Raw genomic sequence first — 26,756 nt, 5'->3', positions numbered from 1 at the left:
AACATGTGATCTTTCTTACAATCACAAATTCATATCGTCTACCACAAAAAATCATCTTGAAAAAATCAGGAGATTATTGAAGACGGTCAAAATCACAAGGAGGATTGCAATGGAACCAATACGAAAGTTCAATCGGTTTGAATTGAAGTATCTGCTAACAATGGAGCAGACACGCGAATTCAAACAGCAGCTCGAGGCGTATATGTTTCCTGACCAGTATGCCTGGAATTCAGGAGACTACGTAATCTCAAGTCTGTACTATGACAGCCCGGATCTTCAATGTTATTGGGAAAAGATTGACGGACTGAAATTTAGAAAAAAACTCAGGGTTCGCATATACGAAACTGAAGAGAGCATAACAGAAGATTCCATAGTATTCGTCGAGATCAAACAGCGTTACGACAAAACAATACAGAAACGCAGGATTGCGATACCTTACAGGGATGCTATGGCACTCTGTGACGAACATCGTCTTCCTGATGAGTATGATGAAAGGGACAGACCTGTCATGGAAGAGGTCCTCGGAATGATCGAGGAAAGAAATCTCCAGCCAACACTAATCACAAGTTATTTCAGACATGCGTACACGGGAACTGAATTTGACAACGGTCTGAGGGTGACTTTTGACTCGAACATTAGATACAGAGTCAATGACCTGGACCTGGCCTCCAAGCAACTTGGAAGATATATAGTATCCCCGGACCGGGTGATACTTGAGATAAAAGTCAATGAGAGAGTTCCTTACTGGCTTACAGAACTGATCGCCCAGAACAATTACAGACTCATCAGAATCAGCAAGTACTGCACAGGACTGGATGTAGCAAGCGAATTCCCCCAAAGAATAGAGGTTTACTAAAATGACAATAGATATTGAAAGTCTATTCGATTTTGAAGACCTGAGTGGAACCTTCACGGCCACCGACGTTTTTGTGGGCCTGGTCTTAGGTTTCATATTACTGGCAGGCATCGGATGGCTGTACAAACGAACGCATAAAGGAACATCTTACACCCAGAGTTACGTCCACACTCTCATCATGATGGGACTGATAGTAGACGTAATCATGCTCATTGTGGGCTCAAACATCGCACGTGCGTTCTCACTTGTCGGTGCACTGTCCATCATACGTTTCAGAAATGCAGTGAAAGAAATCCGTGACATTGGTTTCATATTCTTCGCTATGGCGATAGGTATGGCAATGGGTACAAGATTCTACATGCTGGCAATCATCGCAACCGGAGTAATCGGAAGTCTTATCTTCATAATGTATGAATTTGACTGGTTTGCAAGACCTGCAATGAGCCAGATATTGAAAATACAGCTTGACAGAGATGTTGATTTCGAAGAACTGTTTGACAAGGTATTCGTCAAATACACACAATCAGCAGACCTGATAGGGATAGATTCAGTCCGTTCAGGAACAGTGACTGAACTCGTCTATAGCGTAATACCCAAGAAAAAAATCAACAGGCATGAGTTTATCCAATCCATAAAAAATCTGAACGGAAACCAGAAAGTATTCCTGGTAACCGGTTACAACACCACAGACCTATGAAATTGTGAGAGACCTGTAAAATAGTATGAGGTAAAGAAAATGAAAAAGTACATTTTGATTGTAGGAGCCTTACTAGCCTTATTACTTATTTTTTTAAGTGCAGAAGGAAGTATTGTCTCCACAATTACAGGAGAAAGTAATAACAATTTAAGTGGTGAAGGAAGTACTGTCTCTACAATTACCGAAGAAAGTAATGATGATAGTTCCATATATGTAGCAAGTTCAGAATTTACTGACAGGGATTTAGAACAAGAAGCAGATTTAGAAGATGCAACATATATAGAAGCGAAGTCAGACACTGATATTACAATATCTGAAGAAGGTGTTTATGTAATAAGCGGAGATGCTACTGAAGTTACTATATATGTAGATGTAGAAGATGAAAGCAAAGTCCAGATTGTCTTAGATGGTGTAAATATCGTTAATGAAGATATGCCAGTCATTTACGTCAAGTCAGCAGACAAAGTGTTCATTACTACTACGGATACCGTAAATTATATGGAAACATCAGGGTCTTTTGTTAGTGACGGCGAGACAAATCTCGATGCAGTCATATTTTCAAAGGATGATTTGGTTTTCAATGGTGTCGGCTCTTTAGAAATAGTTTCGTCTGAAAACGGAATTAGTAGTAAAGATGATCTTAAGGTAACGGGAGGAACTTATTATGTTACTTCAGAACTGGATTCATTCGAGGCAAATGATAGAATCTTAATCTACGATGGAACATTTGATGTTACTTCTTCAAAAGATGCATTCCATTGTGAAAATGATGATGACGATAGTTTAGGAAATATCTACATCTACGATGGAACGTTTGAGATCTATGCAGCTGATGACGGAATAACTGCTGCCGGATTTATACAGATAGATGGCGGAAATATCACAATTACAAAAGCTTCTGAAGGAATTGAAGCGACCTATATAGTAATTAATGACGGTAATATTGATATTTACGCTACCGATGACGGAATTAACGCTGCCAGTAAAAGCACTGCTTATAATGTTGAAATCATCATTAATGGCGGAACTATTAATATAGAGATGGCCAGCGGAGATACTGATGGAATTGATGCAAATGGCTCGGTAACCATTAATGATGGTTATATAACAATCACATGTAATTCCGGAATTGATGTAGATAAAGAATCTTACATAAATGGAGGAACTGTGATTGTAAATGGTGTCCAAATATATGAGATACGAGCAGAAATGATGGGCGGCGGAAATATGGCCGGAGGACCTGGAGGAGGAATGCGAAGATAATGATTTGCAGTATAAAGTTTGACTTTATACTGTTTTTAACTTGTTCTGTCTCATCCTCAGAGATATCAGCCATTCACAATTTATGAAGCTAGCTGTAACCCATATTCCAAAAAAAGATGAAATATTGAAAATGAAATGAATAATAGGTAGATCAGTTGATCTTACCTATAATAACATTTTTGGTTCTCTTTAACATCGTGTGGGTAAACGAAGTTTACCCGCCATCAAGAATATCATTGTATTCCTACACTTCTCAGTCTTCAATCCATATGATCTCTTAAAAGCAGTTTTAATTTTGTTGTTCAATCCTTCAACAACACCGTTGCTGATACCTTGTTTGATTGATTCCAATATCCCATGAGAATTTCTTTTAATCATCTTGGCCAATGTGATAATTTCCTTGATGTTGCTATGTGTTCCCCAATAATGCCATTTGTCAAGATATTCCCTCGCTACCTCTATATTTTTTATATCCCACAGACGTTGAAGTCCAAGCTTAAATCTGTAAGCTTTTGCTGTTTTAGTATCCAAATCTTTGATTGATCGAATCTTAGCTATTTCCCTATCCGATAGATTTTCAGGATTTTTCAACCACATGAATCTCGTTTTACCCAGATCTTTATTTGTTTGATACTCCTTTCTTCGAACCTTATCAATTGCATCATTCATCATTTTGACAATATGGAACTTATCGTAAACGATCTTAGCATTTGGGAAATATTCCCTTGCTCCACCCCTAAAAGCAGGATACATGTCCATTGAAATATACTTGATATTATCAGGGTCTATTTTTCTGGAAAGAACTTCCCTGAAGTTCTTGAAAACACTTCTTTTCTTTCCATTTTCAATATGAATTACTCTTGATTGATGTAGATCATAGAACAAGGTCACATAGCTGTGACCTTTTTTGACAGATATTTCATCTACTCCAATAGTATCTAACTCAGAGAGATCCATCTTTGCTCTGGCTTCTTCAACATAATGAGCTAGAATTATCCATACAGAATTTTCATGAATATTGATCAATTCAGCAATTGAAGAAACACTCATTTCTTTGGACATTGCAACGATTAGTGCTTCGAAAAATAATGTAAATCCAGTATTTTGTCTTGTCCATGGAACTTCAACAAGTTTTACATCATCTCCATCACACTTTGTTCGGGGAACTCGTGCATGAATGTATGTTTCATGATGGAAGAAATCAAGGTGTCTCCATACTTTTTCTTTGGTATCATGGAGATCACACAGTTTGTTGCAAACTGGGCAAGGGAACTTCGTTCCCTTGGTAAAATCTAGATAAATATCCATTCTTTTCTTAGAAACATTAAGATCAATGTCTTTCACATACCATGGAGGGGTTATTCCCAGAGCCATTTGAATCAAGAGTTTATCGTCCATCCAATATGGATTGGATGAACAGAATATTAAATTACCCACTCAATCTTGAGGAGATCCTTCTTTTTTTATTCTTGAAATTGGAACTGCAGTATCCTCAATTAAATCATCTTTTGTATCAAATGTAATTAAATAAGCTTCATTATTTTTCGCATACCCATGTCCTGAAAAATATAAAATAACAGTGTCGTCTTGTTGAGCTTTATCGCAAACTAATTGAGTGGCTCTTATAATATCATATTTTTTTACTTCGTCTTTTGCTTCTTCACCAAATACTTTCATGTTGTTCTCTTCAATACCAATATTGTCCTTTAATACCGCTTTTAGTTTCTGACAATCAGTAGAACAAAATGGCAAGTTTTTTATGTATCGTGAATCGTATTTTGGAACGGCAAAAACACCTGAGACATACTTAGACATGAAACAATCCTCCATCAATCTCGACAGTTTGTATCTCATTAAATAGTTTTACTTGACTATAACTTTTTCTAGACATCGTAAATAAAATGAGTTTTATCTTCAACATAGCTTTTTTGATTCTAATCAATGGAATCTTTAAGATTCAAAAGGTTACGTAAGAATACAAAATGACAGTCATAATCTAAATCCTTCTACCATAAAAAACTCAAAATAACTGGCAATTTAATCAGATAAAATAATAAAGTATATAAACTCTAACTGTTCTAAATCATATAAGGGGAGAGTAAAAATTAATTATAATACAGGGTTAAAATGTCAAGCAGCTTTAATTTGTCTTTAGGTAAATTTACAATATTTTCACTAGCCATCATCGAGTCAATTGTAGCATATAATTTACTAAAATCAAATCAAATATTAGATATCTCAGATTTGAGAACTTTTGATATCATATACATAGTAGGATTTTTACTTCTGCTAGACTTTTTTATAAAAACAATATTAGATGAATTTTATGAAAAAATTACTCGTTTTTTATTTAGACGACAAATGTTAGAATATACGTATAAAAAGAAAAACTATCAAAATAAGAATAAGGAAGTAAATGGAATAACATTAAAAAGTAATGATAACTTACCGCCTAGTATCAAAGAAACATTAAAAAATCATGATAAATTACCATCTAGTATCAAAGAAACAATTGATAAGTTAGATGAATTATTCTATAAGGATAAGCTTCCACATTTTTATGATTTAACTTTAGGCTTTATGAATATCTTTTTTTTTATGGTATTAAGTTTACTTCAAAATAACTTGTGTTATGTAATGTTTAGTAGCATCGCTTCCATTTTTTTTATTTTATTGATAATAAAATCATTTATTGAAATTGGAAATATGATTTCTATTGAATATGCCAGTGTATTTGAGGAATGAGAAATGGACAAATACAGAATAAAGAATTTCAGTATTAAAGAGTTTAATTCTTATAAGTATTTAGGAGTTAAGCACACAAAAGTAATGAGCAATCATTTACTAATTTATGGGGAGCATAAAAGTGGCAAATCAACAACCTTAGATGCTTTAGCATACGCTCTTTTTGGGATAAAAGCATCTCGGAGGCCAATTAACAAGATTGCAGAAACATGTATAATAATTACTAATGGTACTCAGGAAATCAAAATAAATAGGAAAGCAGGGACAAATCATAGATTAGAAGTGATTGATACAAGCACTTCTAAAATAACAGAAACACTGACTGATCTTGAAAAAATTGATCAAAAAATCTGTGATATATTCAAATTGCCAAGTCCTGATTTTTTAGAGTTTAAAACAAAGCTGTTGTATCAAGATCAAGAGTCTTCATTAAAAAGAAATGATGACAAAAGTATAATGAGAATAATCAGTTATTATAGTGGGCTACTAAACAAACAGAATGATATCGATCTTCTTGACAGGCAAATACAATCAAAAGAAGAAAATAAACAGTATATTGAAATTCGAATAAAGGAGCTTGAAGAGGAGAAAAAGAAACAAGAAACTATAGTTAAATCTTCAGTTGACGAAATGGCATATTTGAAAAAGATGATTGAATCTTATGAGAATGAAAGTCTAAAAGATGTTTTTGAAATAAAAGAAAAGCAGCGAGAAATATGGGATACAATTGTAAAAACTCAAGAACGAAATACATATCTAAATCAAGAAAAAAAGAAACTTATAATTGAAAAAAATGAATTACAAAAATATTATGAAGAGAAAATCATAGATGTGTTAAAAGAAATTATAAGTGTCCTCATTTGTCCCGTATGTGGTAAAAGAACTAACTTAGCAAAAATTGAAAATAAATATTATAATAAAAAATGCCCTTATTGTGGTGATGATGAATACGATTTCGAACTGGATAATAAAATAAGGGAAAAAATTGCTATTTCAAAACAAAACATACCGCTAATTGATTTTAAATTAATGGACATTAAGAAGGAGTTAAAAGATAATAACCTAAAGATAGAGCACCTAAAAAAGAATTCTAGTGAATTAGATATGCTATTTAACCCTGAGATAATAAGAGGAGTTGAAAAATATAAATCTTATGATGATGCTGATTTTAAAGCACATATCCAGGATAAAAAACAATTATACCTTAAATGGATTGATGATTTAAAGCAAATTGACGATGAAATACATAGATTTAACACGGAAATCAATGCTAAAAAAAGTGAAACTGATACATTGATATCAGAAATAAAACAATTAGAAGATGAAAAGAAAAACATTGAGAAGAAATATTTTGATACTTGCATTGATAATTTTTTGCTTAAACTAAATAGTTATTATTCACAATTAATGGGCTACAAAAAACAGCCAATCATATATAAAAACAACAAATTTTACTTAAAAATGAAATTAGCTGATAAAAAGGAAGAATTTGAGGATATTTCGTCATCTAAAACAATAGGTGAATCTGAAAAGAAATGTTTAGATATCGCTCTTTTACTCACCCTCAACGATTTAGACAAAGAAAACAATGCATCCCGTATTGATTTTGTAATCCTCGATGAGCCTGCAGAAGGATTAAAAAATGATTCAGATCTTCCAGATGAAATTCAAGTATTATCTAATCTTCTTAATTTAATCAAGATTAAATGTGAAGAGGATGAAACACAATTTATAATACTTACAGCTGACAAAATATATGAGCAGGTGTTGGAGCTACCAAAAGCACAAATTACATTTAATATGGATATAACCGGGTACAGTTAGTATGACTACCGACAAAATCAATAAGAATTTCTTACAAGTATATTGCCTCTATAAGTTGAATTCTATTGATGGAAATTTGAAATTTGAAAAAGTGTGTTTTAATTTAAAAGAATCGCTTATAACTAGTGGCCATGAATGTGGATCTAACTTTGATTTTAAACGGGATAGTTTTGGTCCTCGAGATCCTGGCATCTCAAAAGCAAATCTAAAATTTGAAATGATGGATATACTGGAAATAGAAAACGAATTAGAGAATAAATCAAAAACCTACATTATTAAAGATAAAGGGAAATTATGGATTGAAAGTTTAATCAACTATTTCCGTAAAATAGAACCTGAATTTGATATAGTTAAGATGACAATTGACGAGTCACTAGAAAATGATAAAGATTTAAAAGGTTATCAGCTCGTTGAAAAAGAAAATATACAAAAAACAAAAAAAGAACTTTTTGGTAAGAAACTGTAATAGATACATAGCTACTATTTGTTCATTTAAATATTACTATATACTAAGCCACAGGATTGTTCTTTGTATACAATAAAGTTTCAAGTTATATTATATTCTTTAATTTATCCCTAGATGAAATCTCAACATATTCTTGATCTGCCAGAATATAACGACCTTTAGATTTGAAAGAGTCGATATCATAATCTGTCCAGTTTTTTCCTAATTCTTCCATAATCTCTTCAGGCAGGCTTTGCATTATTTCTCTTGTACTAATCAGTATATACATAAGCCCTGTATCAAGCTCTTTTACTATTTTCATCTGTACACTTTCCTTTTCTATGTTTTTTATTTAATTCTAAAAAATTCATGCTAAATATACAAAATGGGAATGGGTCAATTAACTTACAAAAAAACATATATCTAAAAGCCATGGAATTTATTTTAAAAGTCTATGAAATAATCACTCCTTCTCTATTCATTTTTTCAATGAACCATTGCCTAAACTCCTTCTCATTTGAGAACTGATACATTGGAGCCATATGCTTCCAGTTAGGTTGACTTCCATTTTTCAACATTTTTAAAGCTGATTCAATATGTTCTGAAAACTTCTTGTTTCGGAAGTCTTCCAAGTATCTCTCAATATCTGGATTTGTTTCTGTTTCATCTCTCTTGCTAGCCTTTCTCTGCTTCTCCAGAACTTCCAGCTCAGCAAGCTTTGATCTGAACTCAGATAATTCCTGCTCCCGTTGCAAAATTGTAAGCCTGACAGATTCCAGAGGAGAGACTTCATCCAGAATCTGCCTGATTCCCTCCTCTAAAATCTCTGAAAATGATTTATTATGAATAGACTTTGTAGCCTCGAACGAGGCTTTAAGATATGGATCTATAGAAGTTGTAACCTTGATTTGCATGTTAATCATCACCTGTATTTCTGATCGAATTTCAAATTGTATAATACCCATCAAAAACCGAGAGCCGCATACGTACGTATGGGTACGTACGTATGCCAAGGCAACAGAGCCTCGGCTCAGTTACCTTTTAGGCTACGCCGCAGCATAACGATACGATGTAGGGGATAGGGGATTTTTGGCGTACGTATGGGTACGTATTTTTATCTGAATTTTCGAAAATCACACTCCTATATCAGTCAGAGAGATCCATAAGAAATCAGGGAGACCTTTCTGGGAATCATTAGAAAAGTTGTTCTGGAAGGTCATACTCTCACCTCTGCATGTGTGAGATACTCTCCTTTCATCCTAACACAGATATCCTTGAGAATCTCAGAATCACACTCAATGAAGAACAGTACATTCTCACAGTACATCCTGGAATCATTATCATATTCACTGGCCATACAGTAGGCTTTTGTACTCCTCAAATGTGGAAAATGAGTGTATAGTTCAGATTTGAGAACTTCCCAGTTCCATGTTGCTTCTATGTAGGAATCACCCATTGCAACAATGACATGCTTCACTAAAGGCACGTTAAAGGGTCCAGAGGATATTGTGAACTTCATTATATCCCCTCTTCCACAACATTGTCAAGTGCTTCTGATGCCTCAGCAAGCTTGTGAACAAGCTCCAGCAGATCCTTTTCATTAATGACATGGAAACCTCGCTCTCTGGCTTCCAACTTGAGATCATTGTCTTCCAGGTTCAGCTCGCTAAACTTTGAATCTCCAATATTAGGACTGATAACACATTCCTTTGGAGGCAAGGAACCTGATACTAGACAGTGTGTTCCATCATGACATTCAATGCAGATCCACAAACTCAAACCATCACCTCCTCAGCTGTAGGCAGATAAGGATTAATCACTGAGGTTCTAATCTTAGACCAGTTCCTGCAGCCCTTTGGCATCTTCCAGCCAATCTCTGCAGTAAGTGGCCTGACATTCTGCAGTATCCATCCATAACAGACCATACCTTTCTCAAAATAGAATGGAGACAGGTAGTGGCACTCAGAATATGCAGCAAACTTCTCCGGATTGTCAAAGCGTATTGTGCCTGTTATATCTGCAACAGCCAGCATTTTCCCATGAGGAAGGAGGGAATTGTATCTTCCATTTTCCTTCTTGAAGATCTCTCGTCCAAGGACCTTCTCAAAGTACTTTCTGTCCCTCCTCCTGACATGACCCTGTGTAGCATAGATTACCACAGGACCTCTATAATGACAGTCTGTTGACCTGATGTTAAGGAACATGATGCCTTCAGCTGCCATAGAAGCATAAGGTTGTCTGAAGGAAAGCACCTTCATTTCACTGATATCCTCCGGAACATCCAGAGGACACTTTGACATGTTGACAGGGATCTTCTTTGCCAGCTCACACCAGTAACTCACACGCTTCTTTTTACCTACAACATCCGTTCTGTATGGCTGCAGATGGTCACATTTTGAATCCCTGCAATACCCGGTTGATGGTGAAAGGCCTTTCAGGTTCATGCTATAGCTCTCCTGGCTTCTTCTCTCAGGAAACGAACAGCGCAGAATGTAGGGCTTCTCATGTTGATTACTTCGTCAACCTGATAGGCTTCTTTTCCATGTACGTAAAGAAAACCGGTTTCATCGTCATAAGTTGCATTGTCAACTTCCCTGGAGACCGGTGTTCCGGATTCGTCCAGCGTGATTATTGAAGCACGAGACATTCAGATCTCTCCGGAGAAGATCTTTACTTTCCTGGTAACTGGCCGGACAGAGGCAACAGTCCGGGACAAAGGATAACGTGTGCCTGTCAGCCTTCGCCTTCCTGCATACCTGTGAGTTTGCCTGTCAGGCCTGACATGGTTCTGGACAACGTAAAGATCTGGCATTATTCATCTCTCCTGTACTTTATGGCAAATTGCTTAATTTCATGCCTGATGGCATAACTGAGCAGGACAGTAACCACAAATACAGGAATTGGCAGAAATAGCAGGATTTTTGCCATGTACGTTACAATCCAGTCCGAATCAGGAACTATTGTGTCTATGACTGCTGTCAGGGGGAATAAAGCAGTACCAACAAAAAAACCTGCAAACGCCGTTTTCAACGTTTGCAGCCATGTGATATATCCTACATCATCGTCCTCCTTATTCTGGAATTCTGTAGCATCTACATGAGTATTTTCTGGAAGCTTCATTTAGATCACTCCTAGATTCTGCAGGAGACTGATCCTACTAGACCAGAATATTGTACATGCTGCAAAGAATAATGCAACTACTAGACAACCACCGATAAAATCAGCAACGTGGTATTTCCAGTCTTTAACTGGCTGCAGCCATGTAACAAATGCATAGCCATCCTCGGAGACTGTAATGACAGCATTATTGATGTACTGCATAGGCATCTCAGGAACTATGCAAACCTCATCCATATCAGTTTCAGGCTCTATAATGGCTCTTTTAATCTCAGTTCTCAGAAAAGGTTTTCTCAATTAGATCACCTCCTGAGTTTCTGGCTCTGTTTGTAGAGTAAAAGCAGGAGAATGAGTGGAGACTGGCGGATGGTGTACGATGTGGCCATTCTCTCCTGCAGGTTCATTGTAAGCGTTTATTACATTTGTCCAACAGCACATTACATCACCTCATGGACAAGTGTCTGGAGTTCAATATCAGGAGCAAAGGAGCTATAAGAGTTGCTGCCAGAGTTTTCTCCTGTTTCTTTATCCCCATTAATGACTTCGGTGAGCATTTCCAGGACGTTGTTATAGGTGGCCTTCTTTCCGGAAAAGTAGATTCCCATTTCATTTTGCTTTCCATTGGGAGTGGAAAGTGCAATTGCAGTTTCATAGTTCTCTTTTGATAGTTTCAGTTCTTCACGTACCATCTGAACTATTTCTTCTCTGGAATATCTATATGCGAGTTTGTCTGCCATCAGAGAGCCTCCCTGCTGGATTTCTTAGCTTTTTTATCTGCTATTATGGCAAACATGAACATTAAGAAAGAGAATCCTCCAATAATCAGGATAGATCCATTGCGTATCTCATCGTACATGATGGCATCTGCGATCAAAAGGCTTGCAGAGCCACCAAATCCAAGTGCTATACATACAAATCCTATCTTTGCTCTTTCCCATTTTTGAAGCTCTGTGAGCTTCTCAGTTTCATCCTGTGTAGGCATTTCCTCAATGGTTGGAACTGCAGGCTCTGTGATGATTTCGGTCATGCCTGTGTCTCCTGCAGTACAGGCAAAATGTAATCAAAACCCAGTGCTTCTAATTGCTTCTGGTTTCCACTATCAATACTCACTCCAGCTACAGGGCTAGAGCTTTCGCTATCTGTGTTAATGCTCTTCATTTTGGTAACCTTCTGTTAAGGTGTTGTCAAAGTCGTCAAACTTTAACACACTGAATTAAATTTAATTTGTATATATACGTTTTGGATAACGACACATTATTATCTTATTAGTATATAGTTCGCTGGCATACTAAATAAAGTTCAAAATCATTCAAAATCTACAGGAAAAAAAGATATATAGACAAACGTAAATATTGTATGTTGCCTGACATGTGGCTACCTGCGTCAACAGGTCGAAAGCCGAGATTCGTTTTCTTGGTAACCTGCGAATCTCACAAACGTTGCATTAATCGGGTAAGGGAGAGCCGTCCGGGGTATCATCATCATAATATGAGGTTGTATCCCGGCCGGAGCACCATACAATTTTTACAAATAAATTATTGAAGTTAGCATTCACATTTTCTGTTAAGATTTTGACTGTTTAACTTTGTTGATATCGTTTGTGTAGAAATAAAAACATAATCGATAAATTTACCAATATTACGAATTTCACATTGCAGACGCTAATGTGTCGCACAACTCTGATTCTACTAATACAACCGAGGTTCACATGTCATTTGATGATCTTAATCTAATTTACCCATTACAGCGTGCATTAAAAGAGGAAGGGTACACAACACCTACTCCTATACAAAAACAATCCATACCGCATCTTCTTGGCGGCAGGGACATGATTGGTATTGCCCAGACAGGTACGGGAAAGACTGCTTCATTCATATTACCAATTTTACACAACATGTCAGCAGCTCACAGGAACACACGTAAGAAATATCCACGCGTGCTTGTGCTTGCACCAACAAGAGAGCTTGCAGCCCAGATAGGTGACAGTTTCAGTTCATATGGACGCTATACACGATATAAGCACACAGTTATCTTTGGTGGAGTAGGACAGGGTCCACAGGTTAAAGCCATTTCAAAGGGCGTAGACTCACTTGTAGCGACTCCGGGAAGGCTGCTGGATCTGGTAGACCAGGGACATGTAAATCTCTCAGAGGTTGAGTACTTCGTGCTTGATGAAGCAGACAGGATGCTTGACATGGGATTTGTCAATGACGTCTATAAAGTCGTGGAAATGCTGCCTCAAAAGAGACAGTCGCTTTTCTTCTCAGCAACCATGTCTCCTGACGTTTCAAAACTTGCAAGGAAAATGCTGACAAACCCTGTAACCGTGGAAGTGACTCCTCAGGCAACAACTGTAGAGCGCATAGACCAGTTCGTATTCTTTGTTGATTCAGAGAACAAGAACGAGTTGATACTACAGCTTCTCAGGAGCAAACATCTGGAATGTGTACTTATCTTTACCCGTACAAAGCACAGGGCCAACAAAGTAGCCCAGATGCTTAACAAGAACAGGATTCCTGCTGATGCGATTCATGGAAACAAGTCCCAGACACACCGTACAAAAGCCCTTCAGGATTTTAGATCAGGAAAACTTCGTGTGCTGGTTGCAACAGATATCGCAGCCCGTGGAATTGATGTTGAGGACATTTCACACGTAATCAATTATGACCTGCCAAACATCCCTGAAAGCTATGTACACCGTATCGGTCGTACAGCAAGGGCCGGAGCCGATGGAACAGCATTCTCATTCTGTGCTGCAGATGAACGTGATTTCCTCCGTGAGATTGAAAAACTCATCAGGATGGAGGTAGAAATTGCAGAGCATGAGTACCATTCTGAAAAAGCCAAGAATGCCACCGGTGATAATGCCAAACCTGCACCAAGACAATATGGAAGGCCAAGGGGAAGCGGTTCTAAAAGAGGACAGGGCAGAGGCAAAAATGGAGACAATAAAGGCGGCAGGAAAAGCGGTGGTAATAATCGGAACAAGGATAAAAACGCAGGCAACAATGCCAGCCCCAAAAAATCTTCTCCGAAATCCTCGCCAAACGGTGATGGAAATAAAAAGCCAAAAAGGAATATGAAGGCAAAGTCTATCCAATCCCATAATTCCAGGAGCAAAAATGCTTCTACCCGGCAGCAAAGTTCCAGCCAGGGTAAGAATAAAGGTGGATCACCGGCTTCCAGATTTGGTAATAAGACGTAATAAAAATGATATGAAAACAGGTTATAAACCTGTTACTCAATTTTAATTTTCTTTTGAAGCAATTGATAATTGTTATCACTGCATGCGAACCGAAAACACTAATATCTTCGATTAACCTTATACCGTCTCATCAGACTGTAAAAATGCAGTCCTCCAATGATCATAAAAAACGTAAGTGACCTTAAATGAAATATATTCTCCAGTTCGCCATTATTCTTGCAATCTGCTATCTTGGTGACCTGATCCACAGTTATTTTCACATCCCAATTCCCGGAAATGTTCTGGGAATGGTCTTGCTCCTGATACTGCTTTTAACAGGAGTTGTCAAGCTTTCTATGATTGAGGATGTAAGCAATTTCCTGCTTAAGCACCTGGCATTTTTCTTTATCCCGGCAGCAGTCGGACTTATTACCTGCTTCACGGTACTTGAAGGAAAATGGACTGCACTTGTGACAATTTCTGTGGTTTCCACTTTTATCATTGCAGTTGTTACCGGTGCGACGGTACAGCTACTTATCAAAAGGAGGCAGTCCCTTGAGTGAGATTATAACTCAGTTTGTCCAGTCTCCTGTATTTGGAATTGGAATTTCCCTGCTGACATTTTCCGCAGGTGTTCAGATTTCTAAAAAAACAGGCTCTCCTCTGATGAACCCGCTGGTTCTCAGCATGCTTATGATAATAGCCCTGCTTCTGAGCTTTCACATAAGTTTTGATGATTACAATAACGGTGGCCAGTTCATATCATTCTTCCTGGGGCCCGCCACTGTCATCCTTGCAGTTCCCCTGTACCGCAAAATTAGTCTGCTGAAGGAAAATGTTGTTCCTATTATTGCCGGAATCAGCATCGGTTCTGCAGCTGGAATTGCCAGCATCATCATTATGTGCAAGATGTTTGGACTTGATGAAATACTCAGTGTTTCCATGATTCCAAAATCAGTTACAACTCCTATTGGAATTGAGATATCCAACCAGCTTGGCGGTCTGCCTTCGGTTACTGTGGCTGCAATTGTCTTTACGGGTGTTGCAGGTGTGTTGCTTGGACCAATGGTCTGCAAGCTGTTCAAAATTGAAAATGAGGTTGCTATTGGTGTGGCTATCGGAACTTCTTCCCACGCTCTTGGAACTACCAAGGCTGTTGAGATTGGTGAAACAGAGGGCGCAATGAGTGGACTTGCAATAGGAATTGCAGGTCTTGTAACTGTATTCCTGGCTCCTCTGCTGGCAAAGCTACTGATGTAGTCGTGTAGTAATTACTGTTATAATTACCATAATATTCGCAGTAGATAGAAACGATTATCTTCTCAGGACGGTATATTTTTACCGGGTAATTCTTATGATCCTTATTCAAAGAAGATATCAGGATGAAGTTGAACAAATAAGTGAGGTAGATGTTGACCGCGTTAAACTGAATCTTGGAATAACAAGAAAAGTCTGCTGCGGTGGCAGGGAAAAGAAGGATTATGACCTTGGCTGGATAGAGAATCCAAAGGACATGAAGCTCACAACTGTAAAGGATTATGAGATCAAGGACAGGGTGCTTGAGGTATGGATTGAACCTTAATCATATTTTTCTTCAATTTCTATTTCCAAACCGCCAATATATCCGCTTGAAGCATTGAATATGGTTGCAGCAATAAGACCTGTAATAAAACCAAGAATTCCATAGATTAAAGGTGCCAGCAAAATCATACTTAGTATTGCTATTATTTCTGTGGTACCAATACTGCCCATGGTCTGGGTTCCTGCAAATAATATTCCAACTAGTCCAAAAAAGAGGCCTATTACTCCTGTGATGAGTGCAATGACTTTTCCCAGAGAAAATGGATTAATTTTCGTAATATTTACTTCTATCATTTTTACATTCATCTCCTAAATAAATGTAATGTACTGATATCACATAAGAAGATGTTGACAGTAATTGGTTAATGTAATGCAAAAATCATAATTAAAAGTACTAATTAAAAAATGAAAAGAGTTCAGGTAAGTAAAATTACCTGCAGATGAAATATTTCAGTCTACTTCAATTTCCAGTCCGCCGATAAATCCTGTTACGACATTGTATATCAATGCTGTTATTATTCCTGAGATAAGTCCCAGAACCCCATAGAATATAGGCAGTGTTATTATTGAGCCGACCCCGAACATAAGTCCTGCAAATGCTCCTTCGTTACCCATAAGGGACCCCATCATTAGTGACATCAGGGTCATTATAGCCCCTAATATAAGTCCCATTATTCCATAAACTGCACCAAATATTTTTCCAAGGGATATAACCCCTATTTTGTTAACATGATGTATTGCCATAAACAAACCCCCTTAACAGTACTGTATAAAATATTATCTCAGGATATAAGGATATTCATTATGATTTTCGTTGAAATTATAGGGATATTTAGCATTAAATGAAAAATGCAAAGTATATATATTCCAATTCTAACTATCCTTTAAAGAATTAACCAGTTGAACTAATCTTCATAGAAGATCAGCACTGGTCATGCATCCGCAGTTAGAACAGTAATAAACGATGTTCATTCCAAGCTTTTGTCTTTTAAGCATATTCTTGCAGTTTTTGCAGGATTTTTCCGGCTGGTTTTCCATTCAGAGTCCTCCTTCACTAAGCATAGCTTCTTCATACAACATCAAAGATTCCATTCTTGCAGTGTTTTCTCTTGTCCAGTAGCCACATGTTTTACAGACCTGTATCCCATTTGGAAGTCTGTGAAAGTCTCCATGACACTCAGGACACTTTTTTAAAGATCCCATTTTTAATTCCCCTTTATCGTTCTGTTCTCGTATGTTTCATAACAGAGAAACATCGCTATTCAACAGTTACTTCACTCACAGGTCAGAAATTCCCTTTTTCTTACCTGATTTTAAATTCAAGCCAGATAGCTCAATTCCCACTTTCTTACATATTTGCACTAATCATATTTAAGGTATTTTAAATATTATTGATAGTATATTTGACAGTTATGAATTTATTTTACTTCTAAATAAAGCACTAAACCAAAAAAGAAAATACCCTCCATATCACTTCTTCTCTATCCCCTTCTCAACCTCAAGCACCTTCAACCCTATTTTCATCACAGAATCAGGGTTTAGTGAAATTGAATCTATTCCCTCCCGAACCAAAAACTCCGCAAACTCCGGGAAATCGCTTGGAGCCTGGCCGCAGAGACCGCTGTGCTTATTATTTCGCTTTGCACCCTGTACAGCCATTGATACTATTTTCTTTACAGCTTCATCTCGTTCATCGAAAGAGGAAGCAAGGATCTCAGAATCTCGGTCAACTCCAAGTGTCAGTTGTGTGAGGTCGTTTGAGCCGATGGAAAATCCATCGAAGTACTGGCTAAACTCATCTATTAGCAGGACATTGCTTGGGATTTCGGTCATCATGTAGACCTGAAGGCCATTCTCTCCCCTGACAAGCCCGTTCATTTTCATTTCCTCAAGCACCTTTTCGGCTTCTTCTATACGGCGGCAGAATGGGATCATAAGAATCAGGTTGGTTAGTCCCATATCATCTCTCACTTTTTTCATGGCTTTGCACTCAAGAGCAAAGCCCTCCCGGTAGCGTTCATCGTAATAACGTGAAGCTCCCCTGAAGCCCAACATGGGGTTGTTTTCCCCGAATTCGAAATATTCCCCGCCGATAAGGCTCTCATATTCATTGGACTTGAAGTCACTCATACGCACAACCACAGGTTTCGGGTGGAATGCTGCAGTAATGGTTGCAACACCCTGGGCGAGTTTCTCCACGAAGAAATCAGCCTTATTCTCGTACCTGCCAGTGAGTTTGTCAATTTCCTCCAGCACTTCCTCATCCTCAACCTTTTCAGGGTGGATAAGCGCCATGGGATGCACCTTGATGTAGCTCGTGATGATGAACTCGAGTCTTGCAAGTCCGATACCGTCATTAGGTATCATGGACAGCGCAAAAGCTTCCTCCGGGTTTCCGAGGTTCATCATGATCTCAGTTTTAGTTTTCTCCAGACCTTCCAGTTCAACAGTCTCAGTATGGAACGGCAGGATTCCTTCATACACTCTGCCTGCATCGCCTTCTGCACAGCTCACCGTTACATCCATATTATTTTTCAGGATTTCCGTGGCATTCTCAGCACCAACAACTGCCGGAATACCAAGTTCACGACTCACTATAGCAGCATGGCATGTCCTGCCACCTTTGTTTGTAATAATTGCAGCAGCACGTTTCATGACAGGTTCCCAGTCAGGTGTTGTGGTGTCTGCCACAAGAATTTCTCCGGTGTTAAATTCGCTTAACTGTGAAACATCAGGAATTACATGCACCTTTCCGGCTGCTATCTTAGCTCCAACACTTCTTCCGGTGACAATGACATCTGAGGAATCATCCAGATAATAAGTCTCTAAAACATCCTTTCGCTTCAGGGATTGAACCGTTTCCGGTCTTGCCTGAACTATAAACAGCTCACCTGTCTCACCGTCCTTTGCCCACTCAATATCCATTGGGACGTGTTTTCCTCTTTTCTGTGAGTAGTGGTCTTCAATAGTCACTGCAAAGTTAGCAAGTTGCAGTACTTCCTCATCATTAATACAATACTGCTTTCTTTCAGCCTCAGGAACGTCAACATTACGGGTAAGAACACGGGAATCCCCACGTCCATAGATCATCTTGATCTCTTTGCTTCCTTTTTCCTTCTTGATTATAGGCTTGAAGTTCTCCTTTAGAGTAGGTTTGAAAACATAGAACTCGTCAGGATTTACAAGTCCCTGTACAACGTTTTCACCAAGACCATAGGCTCCGGTGATAAATACAACATTCTCAAAACCGGTTTCCGTATCAATTGTGAATATAACTCCACTGGACGCAAGGTCTGAGCGAACCATTTTCATAACACCAATGGAAAGCCCGACTTTGAAATGGTCAAAACCGTTATTCACCCTGTAGGAAATAGCTCTGTCAGTGAAAAGTGATGCAAAACACCTGTTACAGGAATCTTTCAGTGAATGGTAGCCGTGAATGTTTAGATAGGTTTCCTGCTGTCCTGCAAATGATGCATTGGGAAGGTCTTCTGCTGTTGCAGAACTACGAACTGCCACGTCAGTATCCTCTCCATACTGCTCACAGAGTTTATCGTAAGCATCTTTGACCTCATCCCAGAGATCATCCGGGATTCCCGCATCAAGTATCAGGTTTCTTGCTTTCTTTCCTCTTTTAGCAAGGTCAGTGACATCATCGATATCAAGTCCATGAAGTGTCTTTTTTAGCTCATCAACTATTCCTGCAGACTCTAAAACATGCCAGTATGCATCCGCAGTTATGGCAAAGCCGTTTGGAATTTTGATATCCTTGTTTGTAAGCTCCCTGTACATTTCGCCAAGGGATGCATTTTTGCCTCCAACTAAAGGCACGTCATCTATACTAATTTCCTCAAACCAGCTAACGTATTTGATGCCTGTCATTTTATACCCACTCGAACCCTAATTTTCTTTAGGTGTAGGTATTATTGTCTTTGAATAGTATTATGATTTGTGGAAGACCGGGATATCAGGATATTTGCCAGGACGATACTATTTTGAAGTGGTCTTTTCATCCATCATTTCCAATGGCATCCACTGGACAAGTTTCCAGAGCATCATCGCAATTCTTCTTTTCCATGTCCGTTTCCGGTTGCTTGAAAACATATGAGTTTGCATTTGCTTCTGCCATCCTGAAATGCCCCGGTGCCCTGTCGACACACAATTGGCAGGATATGCAACTTTTATCCACATAGTAAGGTCCCTCAACATTCTCAGGTACCTTCTCATCTATATTTGCTATATTACCCTCCCCCTTTTGTGAATTTTAAATATTGGTTTAATTTATACTGCATGATTGATAAGCACTGGGTTCAGATCACCAAAGATATACATTTCAGGATACTACTATAAACAAAGATAGCATAAAACGCACAAAAAATCATCAGGCATCACTAAAAAAGGATGGAAAATATGGGAACGCAAATAGGCACACTACTCACCAAAAACACGATAACTTACGAGGAACTCTCAGGAAAAGTAATAGCAATAGATGCATACAACACAATTTACCAGTTCCTCAGTGCAATTCGGCAGCGTGACGGCTCAATGCTCACCGATTCCTCAGGTAATCCCGTATCGCATCTTACAGGACTTTTTTCAAGAACAAGCAGGCTCAGGGAAGCAAATATCAAACCGGTTTTCATTTTTGACGGTAAGCCACCTGAGATGAAAAAAGATACTCTTGAAAAACGAAAGGAATGCAAGGAAAATGCAGCCCTTAATTATGAGATTGCAAAGGATGAAGGCAACCTTGAGGATATGAAAAAATACGCCCAGGCTACATCCTGTATAACTCCGCAGATCCTTGCTGATTCAAAAAGGCTGCTTGAACTCATGGGAATCCCCTGGATTCAGGCAGAATCCGAAGCAGAGGCTCAGGCATCTTATATGGTTTCCCGTGGAGATGTGGATTATGTAGGCTCACAGGATTATGATGTTTTCCTGTTTGGAGCCGAGAATGTCATTCGCAATCTTGGAAGCACAGGAAAGCGAAAGTTACCTGGACAGAAGAAGTACGTTACAAAAACTCCCGAACACATCTCACTTTCTGCCAGTCTTGAAGAACTGGAACTAAGCCGTGAGCAGTTGATAGACCTTGCAATCTGCATAGGTACTGATTTTAACGAAGGAATGCACCGTGTGGGTGCAAAAACAGCCCTGAAACTCATCAAAAAACACGGTGACATCGAGACACTTATCAGAGAAGAGGATAAGGATATTCGTGCATGTGCTCCGCTTGAAGAGATAAAGGAATTCTTCCTGAATCCTCCTGTCACAGAGGATTACAGTTTCAAGTGGAAAAAACCTGATTCTGATTCATTGTTCGATTATCTTGTAAACGACAGAGATTTCTCTGAAAAGCAGGTGTTGAAGAATATTCAGGTGTTGGAAGAGAGGGCTGCTTCAGAGTGCCAGTCGTGTTTGGGTGATTGGTGAGGTATATATTATGTTAGATAAATTTACAATCTAGTTATTGAATGAAAATGATTGAATCATCTTGTATTATCTAGCACTTCTCTTAACCATTCTTCATCAATTTTCAATATAAGATTTCTTTGAATATTTTCAAGTGTAATGCTGATTTTGATATTTTTAAAGTGACGACCTTTTTCCTGTGCTATGTTTCTAAAATTAGCAAATGCAAAATCACTCAGTAAATCTGGTGGAGCAGTAAAATAAAATCTTTCACCTTCAGAGTTATTTATCGTTAAATAAAACTGGCCTAATTGATCAAAAAAAATCTGACATTCTGCTTCATCTGAATTGTGAAAAAGATATGCTGGGAAAGAATCATTACTCAAAAAATGTATAAAATAATTAGTTTCTGTTACTCCAAAAAAAGAAGAGTTAATTCGTCTAATATTTTGGCTAAGTTCGTAAACTTTATCTCTGGCACCTTCAAGTGGATTATAATAACGTTCAAACTTCATCCAAGTTTCATCACTCGTATTTTCTAGTAATTGATAAAAGTCTTTCATGAACGATTTTAGATTTCCTTTTCCAACACATTTTTTTGAATATAAATAATTTTCTTCTAAATTTAAAATAAGATCTCTGATGATACTCATCGTTTGATTGTTTTTGTATGAAACCGTTTTAATTCCATGAGCAAAAGCTAATTTTTCAGCTTCAATTTGAAATCCACTAGCTGAAAAAAAGACTCCAATGTCAGTATATCTCTTTTGATTATCAATTGTATTGTTATCATCAAGGAAATAATTTTCAGAGATATCTTTTATTACTCCAATATATTCCCTTATTCTATTTTTTTGCACTTCATCTTTGTAAAATTTTACTTCAGCTAATAATCTCAAGTCATACGTAAATGGAATAGATTTGTTATAAATACAAGGACTATCAATTTGATGCCATGTCCCTCTTCCTTTTATTTCAATATTGTCACCACGAAATTCAACTTTACCTTTAGTTTCTTTTTTAATAACTTCGAAGTCGTTTTCTTCCAACAATCTTCTTACAACGACTTCAAGCATGTAACCTCTTAATGCAGCTCTACCAGTTTTGTCAGATTTCATATTGATGACCTAAAATTATTATAAATTTATATCTAAAATAAGATGTTTTTATATATATTTTTGTATCAATGATTTTCAAAAGAATTTGAGAATCTAAATTACTATCAGTTGCAATGTGAAAAACTATAAATTTGAAAGAGAGTTTTTTCTGAAAACTTTTAACTATATACAAAATTTAAACCTGCAAAAATTTGAAATCTGATGCACACAGATTTATCTTTACAGAGGTGTGTCAGTGGATAAAGAGCTCAGACCTTCAATAAAAGTATCAAAAAATGGTCCATATATTGCAAAAGACGTTGAAACACTCAGGAATTCAAAGGGTGATTTAATTGAGACAAAACCCGTTATGACACTTTGCAGGTGTGGAGGGTCAGCGAATATGCCATTCTGTGATGGGACACATGCAAAGATTGGTTTTTCCGGGGAAAAAGAAGAAGACCGTGTTCCTGATAAAGTTGAGACTTATGTCGGGAAAAATATCAGCATCCATCGTAACAGAGGTGTATGCTGTCATGTAGGTTACTGTGTTCACAACCTGCCTGACGTTTTTGAAAGAGGTAGAGATCCGTGGGCAGAACCTGATGCTGCAGATCAGGAAGAGATAGCAGCTCTTATCAGGTCATGTCCTTCCGGTGCATTGAGTTATACTATCAACGGGGAATTGCATAAGGATTACTCGGAAGAGCCGGAAATCTCGATTATGAAAGACGGACCTTACAATGTCACAGGGATAGAACTTAATGATCCAGATGGTTCAGTACCCGAAACACAGGACCATTATTCACTTTGCAGATGCGGTGCATCAAAAAATAAACCATTTTGTGACGGCAGTCACTACGATGTTGAATTCAGGGACGAGAAGAATTGAATCTGCCTGATGATTTTACTTGTCACTTTATTCTATTGACAGGAATGGGCTACCATTAACTTTAAAGCATATGGATAGGGACTTGCAAATTCAGTATTAAGATCATCTACATCGATCTTGGAGTTATCATCATGAAAATACGCGAGCTAATCAGCCAGTATTGCAGCAGTACTGAGAAAAAAGGGAACGGTATCACTATATACACACTCGATGTTCCTGAGCCCATTGAGGCACCTGAATTGTTCAGTTATCTGGGTTACCTGTCAGAGGAACCCTTTAGAAAGATATGGGCCAGTGATCAATACAGGATGATAGCAACTGAGATAGATGGCAAATTAACTGTTTACGAACACGTGAGGATGGCAAACTACAGGATACAGCTGGATGGCCTTCAGGAAAAATATGAGGTGCACAAGGAAGCAGACCTGACAGGACTTGCTGATGCGTTTGCATTTGCCGTTGGTGCACACAATAACGCTACGAGGAAATCCGGTACTCTATATATCTCGCATCCGATGAATGTAGCGTCCATCCTTCTTAAAGAGAATGCACCTCTTGAACTTGTAATGGCAGGATTGCTCCATGATGTTGTTGAAGATACCGATGTTGACATTGAAACAATATCAAGTAAATACGGTCAACAAGTTGCTGATTACGTGAACGCTGTTACCGAACCGGAAGAGCTCAGGCAGCCTGCCAGTGGCAATAAGGCACATACATGGAAGCAGCGCAAGGAACATACCATAAGTGTGATAAAAAGTGCTGACCGGGAGATCAAGCTTCTCTCATGTGCGGACAAGCTTGCAAACATCAGGGATCTCATCAGCGAACTAAGTATAGATGGAGAATGCTTCTGGGACAAGTTCAACGCCCCAAAAGAAGAACAGGAATGGTACTACCGTTCAATGCTGGAAGCTTTCGCTACAGGTCCACAGAACATAGCAGAAACCCGCGCTTACCGTGAACTTAAAGAATGTGTGGAAAAGCTGTTCTAAGTTGCAGTGTGTTCATCATCCGGAGTTATAGATCAGAGAGTGATATTGCAACACTCTAAGGGATATATTCTCTGGAAAATGAATAACATTCTCCATATGTCACAATCTGAAGCGAAAGCTTTCGGAGTTTCAAGGAGCAGGTTTCAGGGAATCAAACATAGTATAATGGAGACTTGAATCTGAATACTCCGGCGGTGAAGAGGTTACTAAGTTATAACTATAAAACAAAATTTAAATGCGATAAACTACTAAAGCAAATTGAATATGATTGAATTAATTGCGGACATACTATTTATCACATATCTTATTATACTCTTAATAATAGCCTACAAAGGCTTTAATATTTCATTATTGTACAAGGATAATAAATATGGATTAATTGTAATTTCAATTGTATTAATTTACATTGTTTCAGCTATTCTAACATTTCTGGTAATCATTTATACTCCTTATAAATTAGGATTTAATGCATCTGTTAGCAATTATTCTAAATTTGTAATAGCTATGCAACTTGTAATTAGTTCTACTCTAGCATTTTTGTATCCTCAAGAGTCATGAAAATCACCATTGATTATTTAATAAAAGAAGGAAGGATTATCAAAAAAAGTAATATGTTCCAATATAAAATACATGTAAAATAATGGGGTTAATGATGATTCAACTACTAATTGAAAAAGGATTATTGATTCCTGTAACATTGTTGACATTTGTGTATATTATATATGCTAAAAAAGCTTATAGTGAAGATAAATCAATCAAATCAATTATTTTGATAGTGTTAATATATATTGTAATTCTTATTTTCTTCCTATGGTTCAATAATTTCTTTTCTTAAATAATCTGTCAAAGGTTGGAAATGTGGGGAGGATGATTTAATGGGAGCACGAATATCAATTGGTCTTACATATGGAATTGGAAATTTGAAAACTCTTGTTTACGATGATGCTACCGTTGAAAAATTACAACAAGAATTAAAAAATATAATAGGGTATTTTTTGGATTCCAATGGAACTATCAAAGTTGCAAAATATAGTGAAAATGCGGATGGAGAGAATTGGAAGGAAATTAATTTAGACTCGCTTTTTTTTTCACTGGAAAATCTGAAGGACTTTTCAAGTGGATATTACGGTGAAATTTTACTCAATTCTGAAATAATAAAGGGTAAAAAACTAGATTATACAATAAGAACTGTAAAAGAAACTAATTTTTTTGGTTTTCTTTTGGATATTGAGGAAGCAGATATTTTTAAATCAACCAGTTATCCCGATGAGGAAATAGACAGTATTACAGAAAAGTTGATTACTACAATGTGTAGAATTTATTCTCATTCAAAATATGACTATGCCTTTTGTGATTTGGAAGCACAATTTTATTATCCTCTTGAGATTTTTAAACATTCAGATGGATATATTTATTCGGTAACTATAATTCCAAATTCCGATAGTAACCTTACTGTAATAAAGAGTGATTGGCATATTGATGGTCACAATGCTAGAAAAAAAACTGATAAATACATTTTGTACTCATACTAAATTTTGAGATTTGATTAACTGTTATTATTTGTCACTAGAGTTCCGTTTTTCACACTTACCTATATCCTAAAATTAATTCCCCACAGATACAAGTCAAACCAAAAACTCTTACCTATACACCACATTCAAAAGCTTCAGCGGATCCTTGCTTCTGTTAAACAGATGATATGCCAGTGGGCATGCCAGAGGTCCAAGTATCTCAAAGAGTTTCCTGTTTCTCTGTGAGTGTTTAAGTTTCTGGTGGAGATTTTCCCTTATCAGAATATCATAGGATTCTCCAGTCATGATACTTCTTGCAGCGAAATTTGCACTCTGGAATGCGTATCTCATGCCAAATCCCCAGAGGTAATCCTGAAGGCCGCCGGCTTCGCCTATGAGCATTGCGCCGTTGTCATCGTGGAGAGTTTTTCTGATATCAAAGTATCCGAAACCTCCGAACTTCCTGCCTGATTTGACTTCTTCAGGGTTGTAGTAGTTGGAAAAGTAATCAATAGTGTTATTCAGGAAATTCTCAGAATCATGCAGGTTCTTATTGTCAAAAACCGTTGCAATAGTAGCTTCACCATTCTTGATGAGGAGATATGAGTAGAAACCTTTTGCAATATCATCACCAAATGCCATGTGGTAATTATCAGGACTGTTAGTCCGGAATTTTATTCCTTTTGCAAAAATGTTCCCTTTTTCAGGACCGGTTGCAATCACATGAACAGGTGTATTCTCATCAGGCATTGTACCATAGAGAATCTTAACTCCCATATTTTTAGCCTGATTCAAAAGGCATGTGTCAAGACAATCATCGGCTGTACCACGTTTTACAAGATAACAGGCATTGTCGCCTGTAAGGGTGCGTATCTTGTCAGAATAGTGAAGGTCAAGTTCGCAAACCGGAACATAATCAAAGGACAGGTCTATTCCGAACGATTTCAGCTCATCTAATACATCAGTTTCTTCGGACCAGTTTTCTATTCCCTGCCAGTCGCTGTTAAACCTTTTACCTGTGACTTCCCTTTTCTCATAGATATTAACATCATATCCGTTCTTGCAAAGTATTATGGCACAAGCAAGACCGCTTATTCCTCCACCGAGAATGTTTATTTCCCTATCCATTTTAGC

Annotated in this window: 36 protein-coding genes; 14 read left to right on the top strand and 22 right to left on the bottom strand. The window is 37.5% G+C overall.

Annotation, left to right across the window (positions count from 1 at the left end; genetic code table 11):
• Positions 1-109 precede the first annotated feature (109 nt).
• From METTI_RS12990 to METTI_RS12980, 3 genes are read left to right on the top strand one after another with little or no spacing between them, the layout of a single operon-like run.
• Complete coding sequence (locus METTI_RS12990) at positions 110-856, top strand: polyphosphate polymerase domain-containing protein (protein ID WP_023846285.1); 747 nt, start codon at positions 110-112, stop codon at positions 854-856.
• Between the two features lies 1 nt (position 857).
• A complete protein-coding gene (locus METTI_RS12985) occupies positions 858-1,553 on the top strand; it encodes a DUF4956 domain-containing protein (protein WP_023846284.1) in 696 nt (231 codons plus the stop codon).
• A 54-nt stretch (positions 1,554-1,607) separates the two neighbouring features.
• Positions 1,608-2,816 (top strand): carbohydrate-binding domain-containing protein, encoded by a 1,209-nt coding sequence (locus tag METTI_RS12980; protein WP_211232197.1) that lies wholly within the window; start codon positions 1,608-1,610, stop codon positions 2,814-2,816.
• Positions 2,817-3,005: 189 nt separating this feature from the next.
• On the opposite strand, the gene METTI_RS12975 is transcribed toward METTI_RS12980, so the two are convergent.
• The gene (locus METTI_RS12975; protein WP_023844015.1) at positions 3,006-4,214 is read right to left on the bottom strand and encodes an ISL3 family transposase; all 1,209 of its coding nucleotides are present in this window, start codon (positions 4,212-4,214) and stop codon (positions 3,006-3,008) included.
• Between the two features lie 39 nt (positions 4,215-4,253).
• Positions 4,254-4,631 carry a caspase family protein gene (locus tag METTI_RS12970; RefSeq protein ID WP_023846282.1) on the bottom strand — a complete coding sequence of 126 codons (378 nt, stop codon included), beginning with the start codon at positions 4,629-4,631 and terminating at the stop codon, positions 4,254-4,256.
• 312 nt (positions 4,632-4,943) lie between these two features.
• On the opposite strand from METTI_RS12970, the gene METTI_RS12965 reads away from it, so the two are divergent.
• The 3 genes from METTI_RS12965 to METTI_RS12955 are packed head-to-tail and all read left to right on the top strand — an operon-like array spanning position 4,944 to position 7,851.
• The gene (locus METTI_RS12965) at positions 4,944-5,561 is read left to right on the top strand and encodes a hypothetical protein (RefSeq protein WP_023846281.1); all 618 of its coding nucleotides are present in this window, start codon (positions 4,944-4,946) and stop codon (positions 5,559-5,561) included.
• A 3-nt stretch (positions 5,562-5,564) separates the two neighbouring features.
• Positions 5,565-7,385: an AAA family ATPase gene (locus tag METTI_RS12960; RefSeq protein ID WP_023846280.1), complete on the top strand. Its 1,821-nt coding sequence runs from the start codon at positions 5,565-5,567 to the stop codon at positions 7,383-7,385.
• A 1-nt stretch (position 7,386) separates the two neighbouring features.
• A complete protein-coding gene (locus METTI_RS12955) occupies positions 7,387-7,851 on the top strand; it encodes a hypothetical protein (protein WP_023846279.1) in 465 nt (154 codons plus the stop codon).
• 85 nt (positions 7,852-7,936) lie between these two features.
• Here the strand turns inward: METTI_RS12955 and METTI_RS12950 are convergent, their stop codons facing one another.
• From METTI_RS12950 to METTI_RS16235, 12 genes are all read right to left on the bottom strand, one after another.
• Positions 7,937-8,152, bottom strand: a complete 216-nt coding sequence (locus METTI_RS12950) for a hypothetical protein (protein WP_023846278.1) — start codon at positions 8,150-8,152, stop codon at positions 7,937-7,939.
• Between the two features lie 130 nt (positions 8,153-8,282).
• Positions 8,283-8,744 (bottom strand): hypothetical protein, encoded by a 462-nt coding sequence (locus tag METTI_RS12945; protein WP_048135483.1) that lies wholly within the window; start codon positions 8,742-8,744, stop codon positions 8,283-8,285.
• 302 nt (positions 8,745-9,046) lie between these two features.
• Positions 9,047-9,349, bottom strand: a complete 303-nt coding sequence (locus tag METTI_RS12940) for a hypothetical protein (protein ID WP_023846276.1) — start codon at positions 9,347-9,349, stop codon at positions 9,047-9,049.
• The gene (locus METTI_RS12935; RefSeq protein WP_023846275.1) at positions 9,349-9,609 is read right to left on the bottom strand and encodes a hypothetical protein; all 261 of its coding nucleotides are present in this window, start codon (positions 9,607-9,609) and stop codon (positions 9,349-9,351) included. The genes METTI_RS12940 and METTI_RS12935 overlap by 1 nt, the downstream gene beginning before the upstream one ends.
• Positions 9,606-10,274 carry an ASCH domain-containing protein gene (locus tag METTI_RS12930; RefSeq protein WP_023846274.1) on the bottom strand — a complete coding sequence of 223 codons (669 nt, stop codon included), beginning with the start codon at positions 10,272-10,274 and terminating at the stop codon, positions 9,606-9,608. Before METTI_RS12930 ends, METTI_RS12935 begins: the two co-directional genes overlap by 4 nt.
• Positions 10,271-10,477, bottom strand: a complete 207-nt coding sequence (locus METTI_RS12925) for a hypothetical protein (RefSeq protein ID WP_023846273.1) — start codon at positions 10,475-10,477, stop codon at positions 10,271-10,273. Before METTI_RS12925 ends, METTI_RS12930 begins: the two co-directional genes overlap by 4 nt.
• Positions 10,478-10,642: a hypothetical protein gene (locus METTI_RS15880; protein ID WP_023846272.1), complete on the bottom strand. Its 165-nt coding sequence runs from the start codon at positions 10,640-10,642 to the stop codon at positions 10,478-10,480.
• A complete protein-coding gene (locus METTI_RS12920; protein WP_023846271.1) occupies positions 10,642-10,950 on the bottom strand; it encodes a hypothetical protein in 309 nt (102 codons plus the stop codon). The genes METTI_RS15880 and METTI_RS12920 overlap by 1 nt, the downstream gene beginning before the upstream one ends.
• A complete protein-coding gene (locus METTI_RS12915) occupies positions 10,951-11,244 on the bottom strand; it encodes a hypothetical protein (RefSeq protein ID WP_023846270.1) in 294 nt (97 codons plus the stop codon).
• A gap of 140 nt (positions 11,245-11,384) precedes the next feature.
• Positions 11,385-11,684, bottom strand: a complete 300-nt coding sequence (locus tag METTI_RS12910; RefSeq protein WP_023846269.1) for a hypothetical protein — start codon at positions 11,682-11,684, stop codon at positions 11,385-11,387.
• Positions 11,684-11,974 (bottom strand): hypothetical protein, encoded by a 291-nt coding sequence (locus tag METTI_RS12905; RefSeq protein WP_023846268.1) that lies wholly within the window; start codon positions 11,972-11,974, stop codon positions 11,684-11,686. Before METTI_RS12905 ends, METTI_RS12910 begins: the two co-directional genes overlap by 1 nt.
• Positions 11,971-12,105, bottom strand: a complete 135-nt coding sequence (locus METTI_RS16235; RefSeq protein WP_023846267.1) for a hypothetical protein — start codon at positions 12,103-12,105, stop codon at positions 11,971-11,973. The genes METTI_RS12905 and METTI_RS16235 overlap by 4 nt, the downstream gene beginning before the upstream one ends.
• Before the next feature lie 550 nt (positions 12,106-12,655).
• Between METTI_RS16235 and METTI_RS12900 the strand changes: the two genes are divergently transcribed.
• The 4 genes from METTI_RS12900 to METTI_RS12885 all read left to right on the top strand — a co-directional run bounded on the left by METTI_RS12900 (position 12,656) and on the right by METTI_RS12885 (position 15,713).
• Entirely contained in the window at positions 12,656-14,152 is a 1,497-nt protein-coding gene (locus METTI_RS12900; protein WP_023846266.1) for a DEAD/DEAH box helicase, read from the top strand.
• A gap of 185 nt (positions 14,153-14,337) precedes the next feature.
• Positions 14,338-14,694, top strand: coding sequence for a CidA/LrgA family protein (locus tag METTI_RS12895; RefSeq protein WP_023846265.1), 357 nt, complete (start codon positions 14,338-14,340; stop codon positions 14,692-14,694).
• Positions 14,687-15,391, top strand: coding sequence for an LrgB family protein (locus METTI_RS12890; protein WP_023846264.1), 705 nt, complete (start codon positions 14,687-14,689; stop codon positions 15,389-15,391). The genes METTI_RS12895 and METTI_RS12890 overlap by 8 nt, the downstream gene beginning before the upstream one ends.
• Before the next feature lie 94 nt (positions 15,392-15,485).
• Positions 15,486-15,713, top strand: coding sequence for a hypothetical protein (locus tag METTI_RS12885; RefSeq protein WP_023846263.1), 228 nt, complete (start codon positions 15,486-15,488; stop codon positions 15,711-15,713).
• On the opposite strand, the gene METTI_RS12880 is transcribed toward METTI_RS12885, so the two are convergent.
• From METTI_RS12880 to METTI_RS12865, 6 genes are all read right to left on the bottom strand, one after another.
• Positions 15,710-16,006: a hypothetical protein gene (locus METTI_RS12880; protein ID WP_023846262.1), complete on the bottom strand. Its 297-nt coding sequence runs from the start codon at positions 16,004-16,006 to the stop codon at positions 15,710-15,712. The two genes, METTI_RS12885 and METTI_RS12880, sit on opposite strands and share 4 nt — an antisense overlap.
• A gap of 156 nt (positions 16,007-16,162) precedes the next feature.
• A complete protein-coding gene (locus METTI_RS12875; RefSeq protein WP_023846261.1) occupies positions 16,163-16,456 on the bottom strand; it encodes a hypothetical protein in 294 nt (97 codons plus the stop codon).
• 168 nt (positions 16,457-16,624) lie between these two features.
• Positions 16,625-16,750 (bottom strand): hypothetical protein, encoded by a 126-nt coding sequence (locus METTI_RS16230; RefSeq protein WP_023846260.1) that lies wholly within the window; start codon positions 16,748-16,750, stop codon positions 16,625-16,627.
• Positions 16,751-16,915 (bottom strand): hypothetical protein, encoded by a 165-nt coding sequence (locus METTI_RS15965; protein ID WP_023846259.1) that lies wholly within the window; start codon positions 16,913-16,915, stop codon positions 16,751-16,753.
• Between the two features lie 267 nt (positions 16,916-17,182).
• Positions 17,183-19,594 (bottom strand): phosphoenolpyruvate synthase, encoded by a 2,412-nt coding sequence (ppsA, locus tag METTI_RS12870; protein ID WP_023846258.1) that lies wholly within the window; start codon positions 19,592-19,594, stop codon positions 17,183-17,185.
• A 127-nt stretch (positions 19,595-19,721) separates the two neighbouring features.
• Positions 19,722-19,901 carry a ferredoxin gene (locus METTI_RS12865; protein ID WP_342665132.1) on the bottom strand — a complete coding sequence of 60 codons (180 nt, stop codon included), beginning with the start codon at positions 19,899-19,901 and terminating at the stop codon, positions 19,722-19,724.
• A gap of 221 nt (positions 19,902-20,122) precedes the next feature.
• Between METTI_RS12865 and fen the strand changes: the two genes are divergently transcribed.
• On the top strand, positions 20,123-21,148 hold the full coding sequence (gene fen / locus METTI_RS12860) for a flap endonuclease-1 (protein ID WP_023846256.1): 1,026 nt from the start codon (positions 20,123-20,125) through the stop codon (positions 21,146-21,148).
• Between the two features lie 56 nt (positions 21,149-21,204).
• Here the strand turns inward: fen and METTI_RS12855 are convergent, their stop codons facing one another.
• The gene (locus tag METTI_RS12855; protein WP_023846255.1) at positions 21,205-22,245 is read right to left on the bottom strand and encodes a hypothetical protein; all 1,041 of its coding nucleotides are present in this window, start codon (positions 22,243-22,245) and stop codon (positions 21,205-21,207) included.
• Between the two features lie 235 nt (positions 22,246-22,480).
• Between METTI_RS12855 and METTI_RS12845 the strand changes: the two genes are divergently transcribed.
• The 3 genes from METTI_RS12845 (at position 22,481) to METTI_RS12825 (ending at position 25,643) form a co-directional block, all read left to right on the top strand.
• Positions 22,481-23,116: a CDGSH iron-sulfur domain-containing protein gene (locus tag METTI_RS12845; protein ID WP_023846254.1), complete on the top strand. Its 636-nt coding sequence runs from the start codon at positions 22,481-22,483 to the stop codon at positions 23,114-23,116.
• Positions 23,117-23,247: 131 nt separating this feature from the next.
• On the top strand, positions 23,248-24,111 hold the full coding sequence (locus METTI_RS12840; protein ID WP_023846253.1) for an HD domain-containing protein: 864 nt from the start codon (positions 23,248-23,250) through the stop codon (positions 24,109-24,111).
• 875 nt (positions 24,112-24,986) lie between these two features.
• Positions 24,987-25,643 (top strand): Imm64 family immunity protein, encoded by a 657-nt coding sequence (locus tag METTI_RS12825; protein WP_023846251.1) that lies wholly within the window; start codon positions 24,987-24,989, stop codon positions 25,641-25,643.
• Positions 25,644-25,751: 108 nt separating this feature from the next.
• Here METTI_RS12825 and METTI_RS12820 read toward each other — a convergent pair whose 3' ends face one another.
• On the bottom strand, positions 25,752-26,750 hold the full coding sequence (locus METTI_RS12820; protein WP_023846250.1) for an NAD(P)/FAD-dependent oxidoreductase: 999 nt from the start codon (positions 26,748-26,750) through the stop codon (positions 25,752-25,754).
• Positions 26,751-26,756: the final 6 nt, after the last annotated feature.

This window comes from Methanolobus tindarius DSM 2278 (genome assembly GCF_000504205.1).
Taxonomy (GTDB): Archaea; Halobacteriota; Methanosarcinia; order Methanosarcinales; family Methanosarcinaceae; genus Methanolobus; species Methanolobus tindarius.
Note: the sequence above shows the minus strand (reverse complement) of the source record. Positions and strands in the feature narration are given on the sequence as shown.

Excerpts from the sequence above, each read along its gene's own strand:
- METTI_RS12990 (WP_023846285.1), top strand. The coding sequence starts at position 110 with ATGGAACCAATACGAAAGTTCAATCGGTTTGAATTGAAGTATCTGCTA.
- METTI_RS12985 (WP_023846284.1), top strand. The coding sequence starts at position 858 with ATGACAATAGATATTGAAAGTCTATTCGATTTTGAAGACCTGAGTGGA.
- METTI_RS12975 (WP_023844015.1), bottom strand. The coding sequence starts at position 4,214 with ATGGACGATAAACTCTTGATTCAAATGGCTCTGGGAATAACCCCTCCA.
- METTI_RS12970 (WP_023846282.1), bottom strand. The coding sequence starts at position 4,631 with ATGTCTAAGTATGTCTCAGGTGTTTTTGCCGTTCCAAAATACGATTCA.
- METTI_RS12965 (WP_023846281.1), top strand. The coding sequence starts at position 4,944 with ATGTCAAGCAGCTTTAATTTGTCTTTAGGTAAATTTACAATATTTTCA.
- METTI_RS12960 (WP_023846280.1), top strand. The coding sequence starts at position 5,565 with ATGGACAAATACAGAATAAAGAATTTCAGTATTAAAGAGTTTAATTCT.
- METTI_RS12955 (WP_023846279.1), top strand. The coding sequence starts at position 7,387 with ATGACTACCGACAAAATCAATAAGAATTTCTTACAAGTATATTGCCTC.
- METTI_RS12950 (WP_023846278.1), bottom strand. The coding sequence starts at position 8,152 with ATGAAAATAGTAAAAGAGCTTGATACAGGGCTTATGTATATACTGATT.
- METTI_RS12945 (WP_048135483.1), bottom strand. The coding sequence starts at position 8,744 with ATGCAAATCAAGGTTACAACTTCTATAGATCCATATCTTAAAGCCTCG.
- METTI_RS12940 (WP_023846276.1), bottom strand. The coding sequence starts at position 9,349 with ATGAAGTTCACAATATCCTCTGGACCCTTTAACGTGCCTTTAGTGAAG.
- METTI_RS12930 (WP_023846274.1), bottom strand. The coding sequence starts at position 10,274 with ATGAACCTGAAAGGCCTTTCACCATCAACCGGGTATTGCAGGGATTCA.
- METTI_RS12925 (WP_023846273.1), bottom strand. The coding sequence starts at position 10,477 with ATGTCTCGTGCTTCAATAATCACGCTGGACGAATCCGGAACACCGGTC.
- METTI_RS15880 (WP_023846272.1), bottom strand. The coding sequence starts at position 10,642 with ATGCCAGATCTTTACGTTGTCCAGAACCATGTCAGGCCTGACAGGCAA.
- METTI_RS12920 (WP_023846271.1), bottom strand. The coding sequence starts at position 10,950 with ATGAAGCTTCCAGAAAATACTCATGTAGATGCTACAGAATTCCAGAAT.
- METTI_RS12910 (WP_023846269.1), bottom strand. The coding sequence starts at position 11,684 with ATGGCAGACAAACTCGCATATAGATATTCCAGAGAAGAAATAGTTCAG.
- METTI_RS12905 (WP_023846268.1), bottom strand. The coding sequence starts at position 11,974 with ATGACCGAAATCATCACAGAGCCTGCAGTTCCAACCATTGAGGAAATG.
- METTI_RS16235 (WP_023846267.1), bottom strand. The coding sequence starts at position 12,105 with ATGAAGAGCATTAACACAGATAGCGAAAGCTCTAGCCCTGTAGCTGGA.
- METTI_RS12900 (WP_023846266.1), top strand. The coding sequence starts at position 12,656 with ATGTCATTTGATGATCTTAATCTAATTTACCCATTACAGCGTGCATTA.
- METTI_RS12895 (WP_023846265.1), top strand. The coding sequence starts at position 14,338 with ATGAAATATATTCTCCAGTTCGCCATTATTCTTGCAATCTGCTATCTT.
- METTI_RS12885 (WP_023846263.1), top strand. The coding sequence starts at position 15,486 with ATGATCCTTATTCAAAGAAGATATCAGGATGAAGTTGAACAAATAAGT.
- METTI_RS12880 (WP_023846262.1), bottom strand. The coding sequence starts at position 16,006 with ATGATAGAAGTAAATATTACGAAAATTAATCCATTTTCTCTGGGAAAA.
- METTI_RS12875 (WP_023846261.1), bottom strand. The coding sequence starts at position 16,456 with ATGGCAATACATCATGTTAACAAAATAGGGGTTATATCCCTTGGAAAA.
- METTI_RS16230 (WP_023846260.1), bottom strand. The coding sequence starts at position 16,750 with ATGGAAAACCAGCCGGAAAAATCCTGCAAAAACTGCAAGAATATGCTT.
- METTI_RS15965 (WP_023846259.1), bottom strand. The coding sequence starts at position 16,915 with ATGGGATCTTTAAAAAAGTGTCCTGAGTGTCATGGAGACTTTCACAGA.
- ppsA (WP_023846258.1), bottom strand. The coding sequence starts at position 19,594 with ATGACAGGCATCAAATACGTTAGCTGGTTTGAGGAAATTAGTATAGAT.
- fen (WP_023846256.1), top strand. The coding sequence starts at position 20,123 with ATGGGAACGCAAATAGGCACACTACTCACCAAAAACACGATAACTTAC.
- METTI_RS12855 (WP_023846255.1), bottom strand. The coding sequence starts at position 22,245 with ATGAAATCTGACAAAACTGGTAGAGCTGCATTAAGAGGTTACATGCTT.
- METTI_RS12840 (WP_023846253.1), top strand. The coding sequence starts at position 23,248 with ATGAAAATACGCGAGCTAATCAGCCAGTATTGCAGCAGTACTGAGAAA.
- METTI_RS12825 (WP_023846251.1), top strand. The coding sequence starts at position 24,987 with ATGGGAGCACGAATATCAATTGGTCTTACATATGGAATTGGAAATTTG.
- METTI_RS12820 (WP_023846250.1), bottom strand. The coding sequence starts at position 26,750 with ATGGATAGGGAAATAAACATTCTCGGTGGAGGAATAAGCGGTCTTGCT.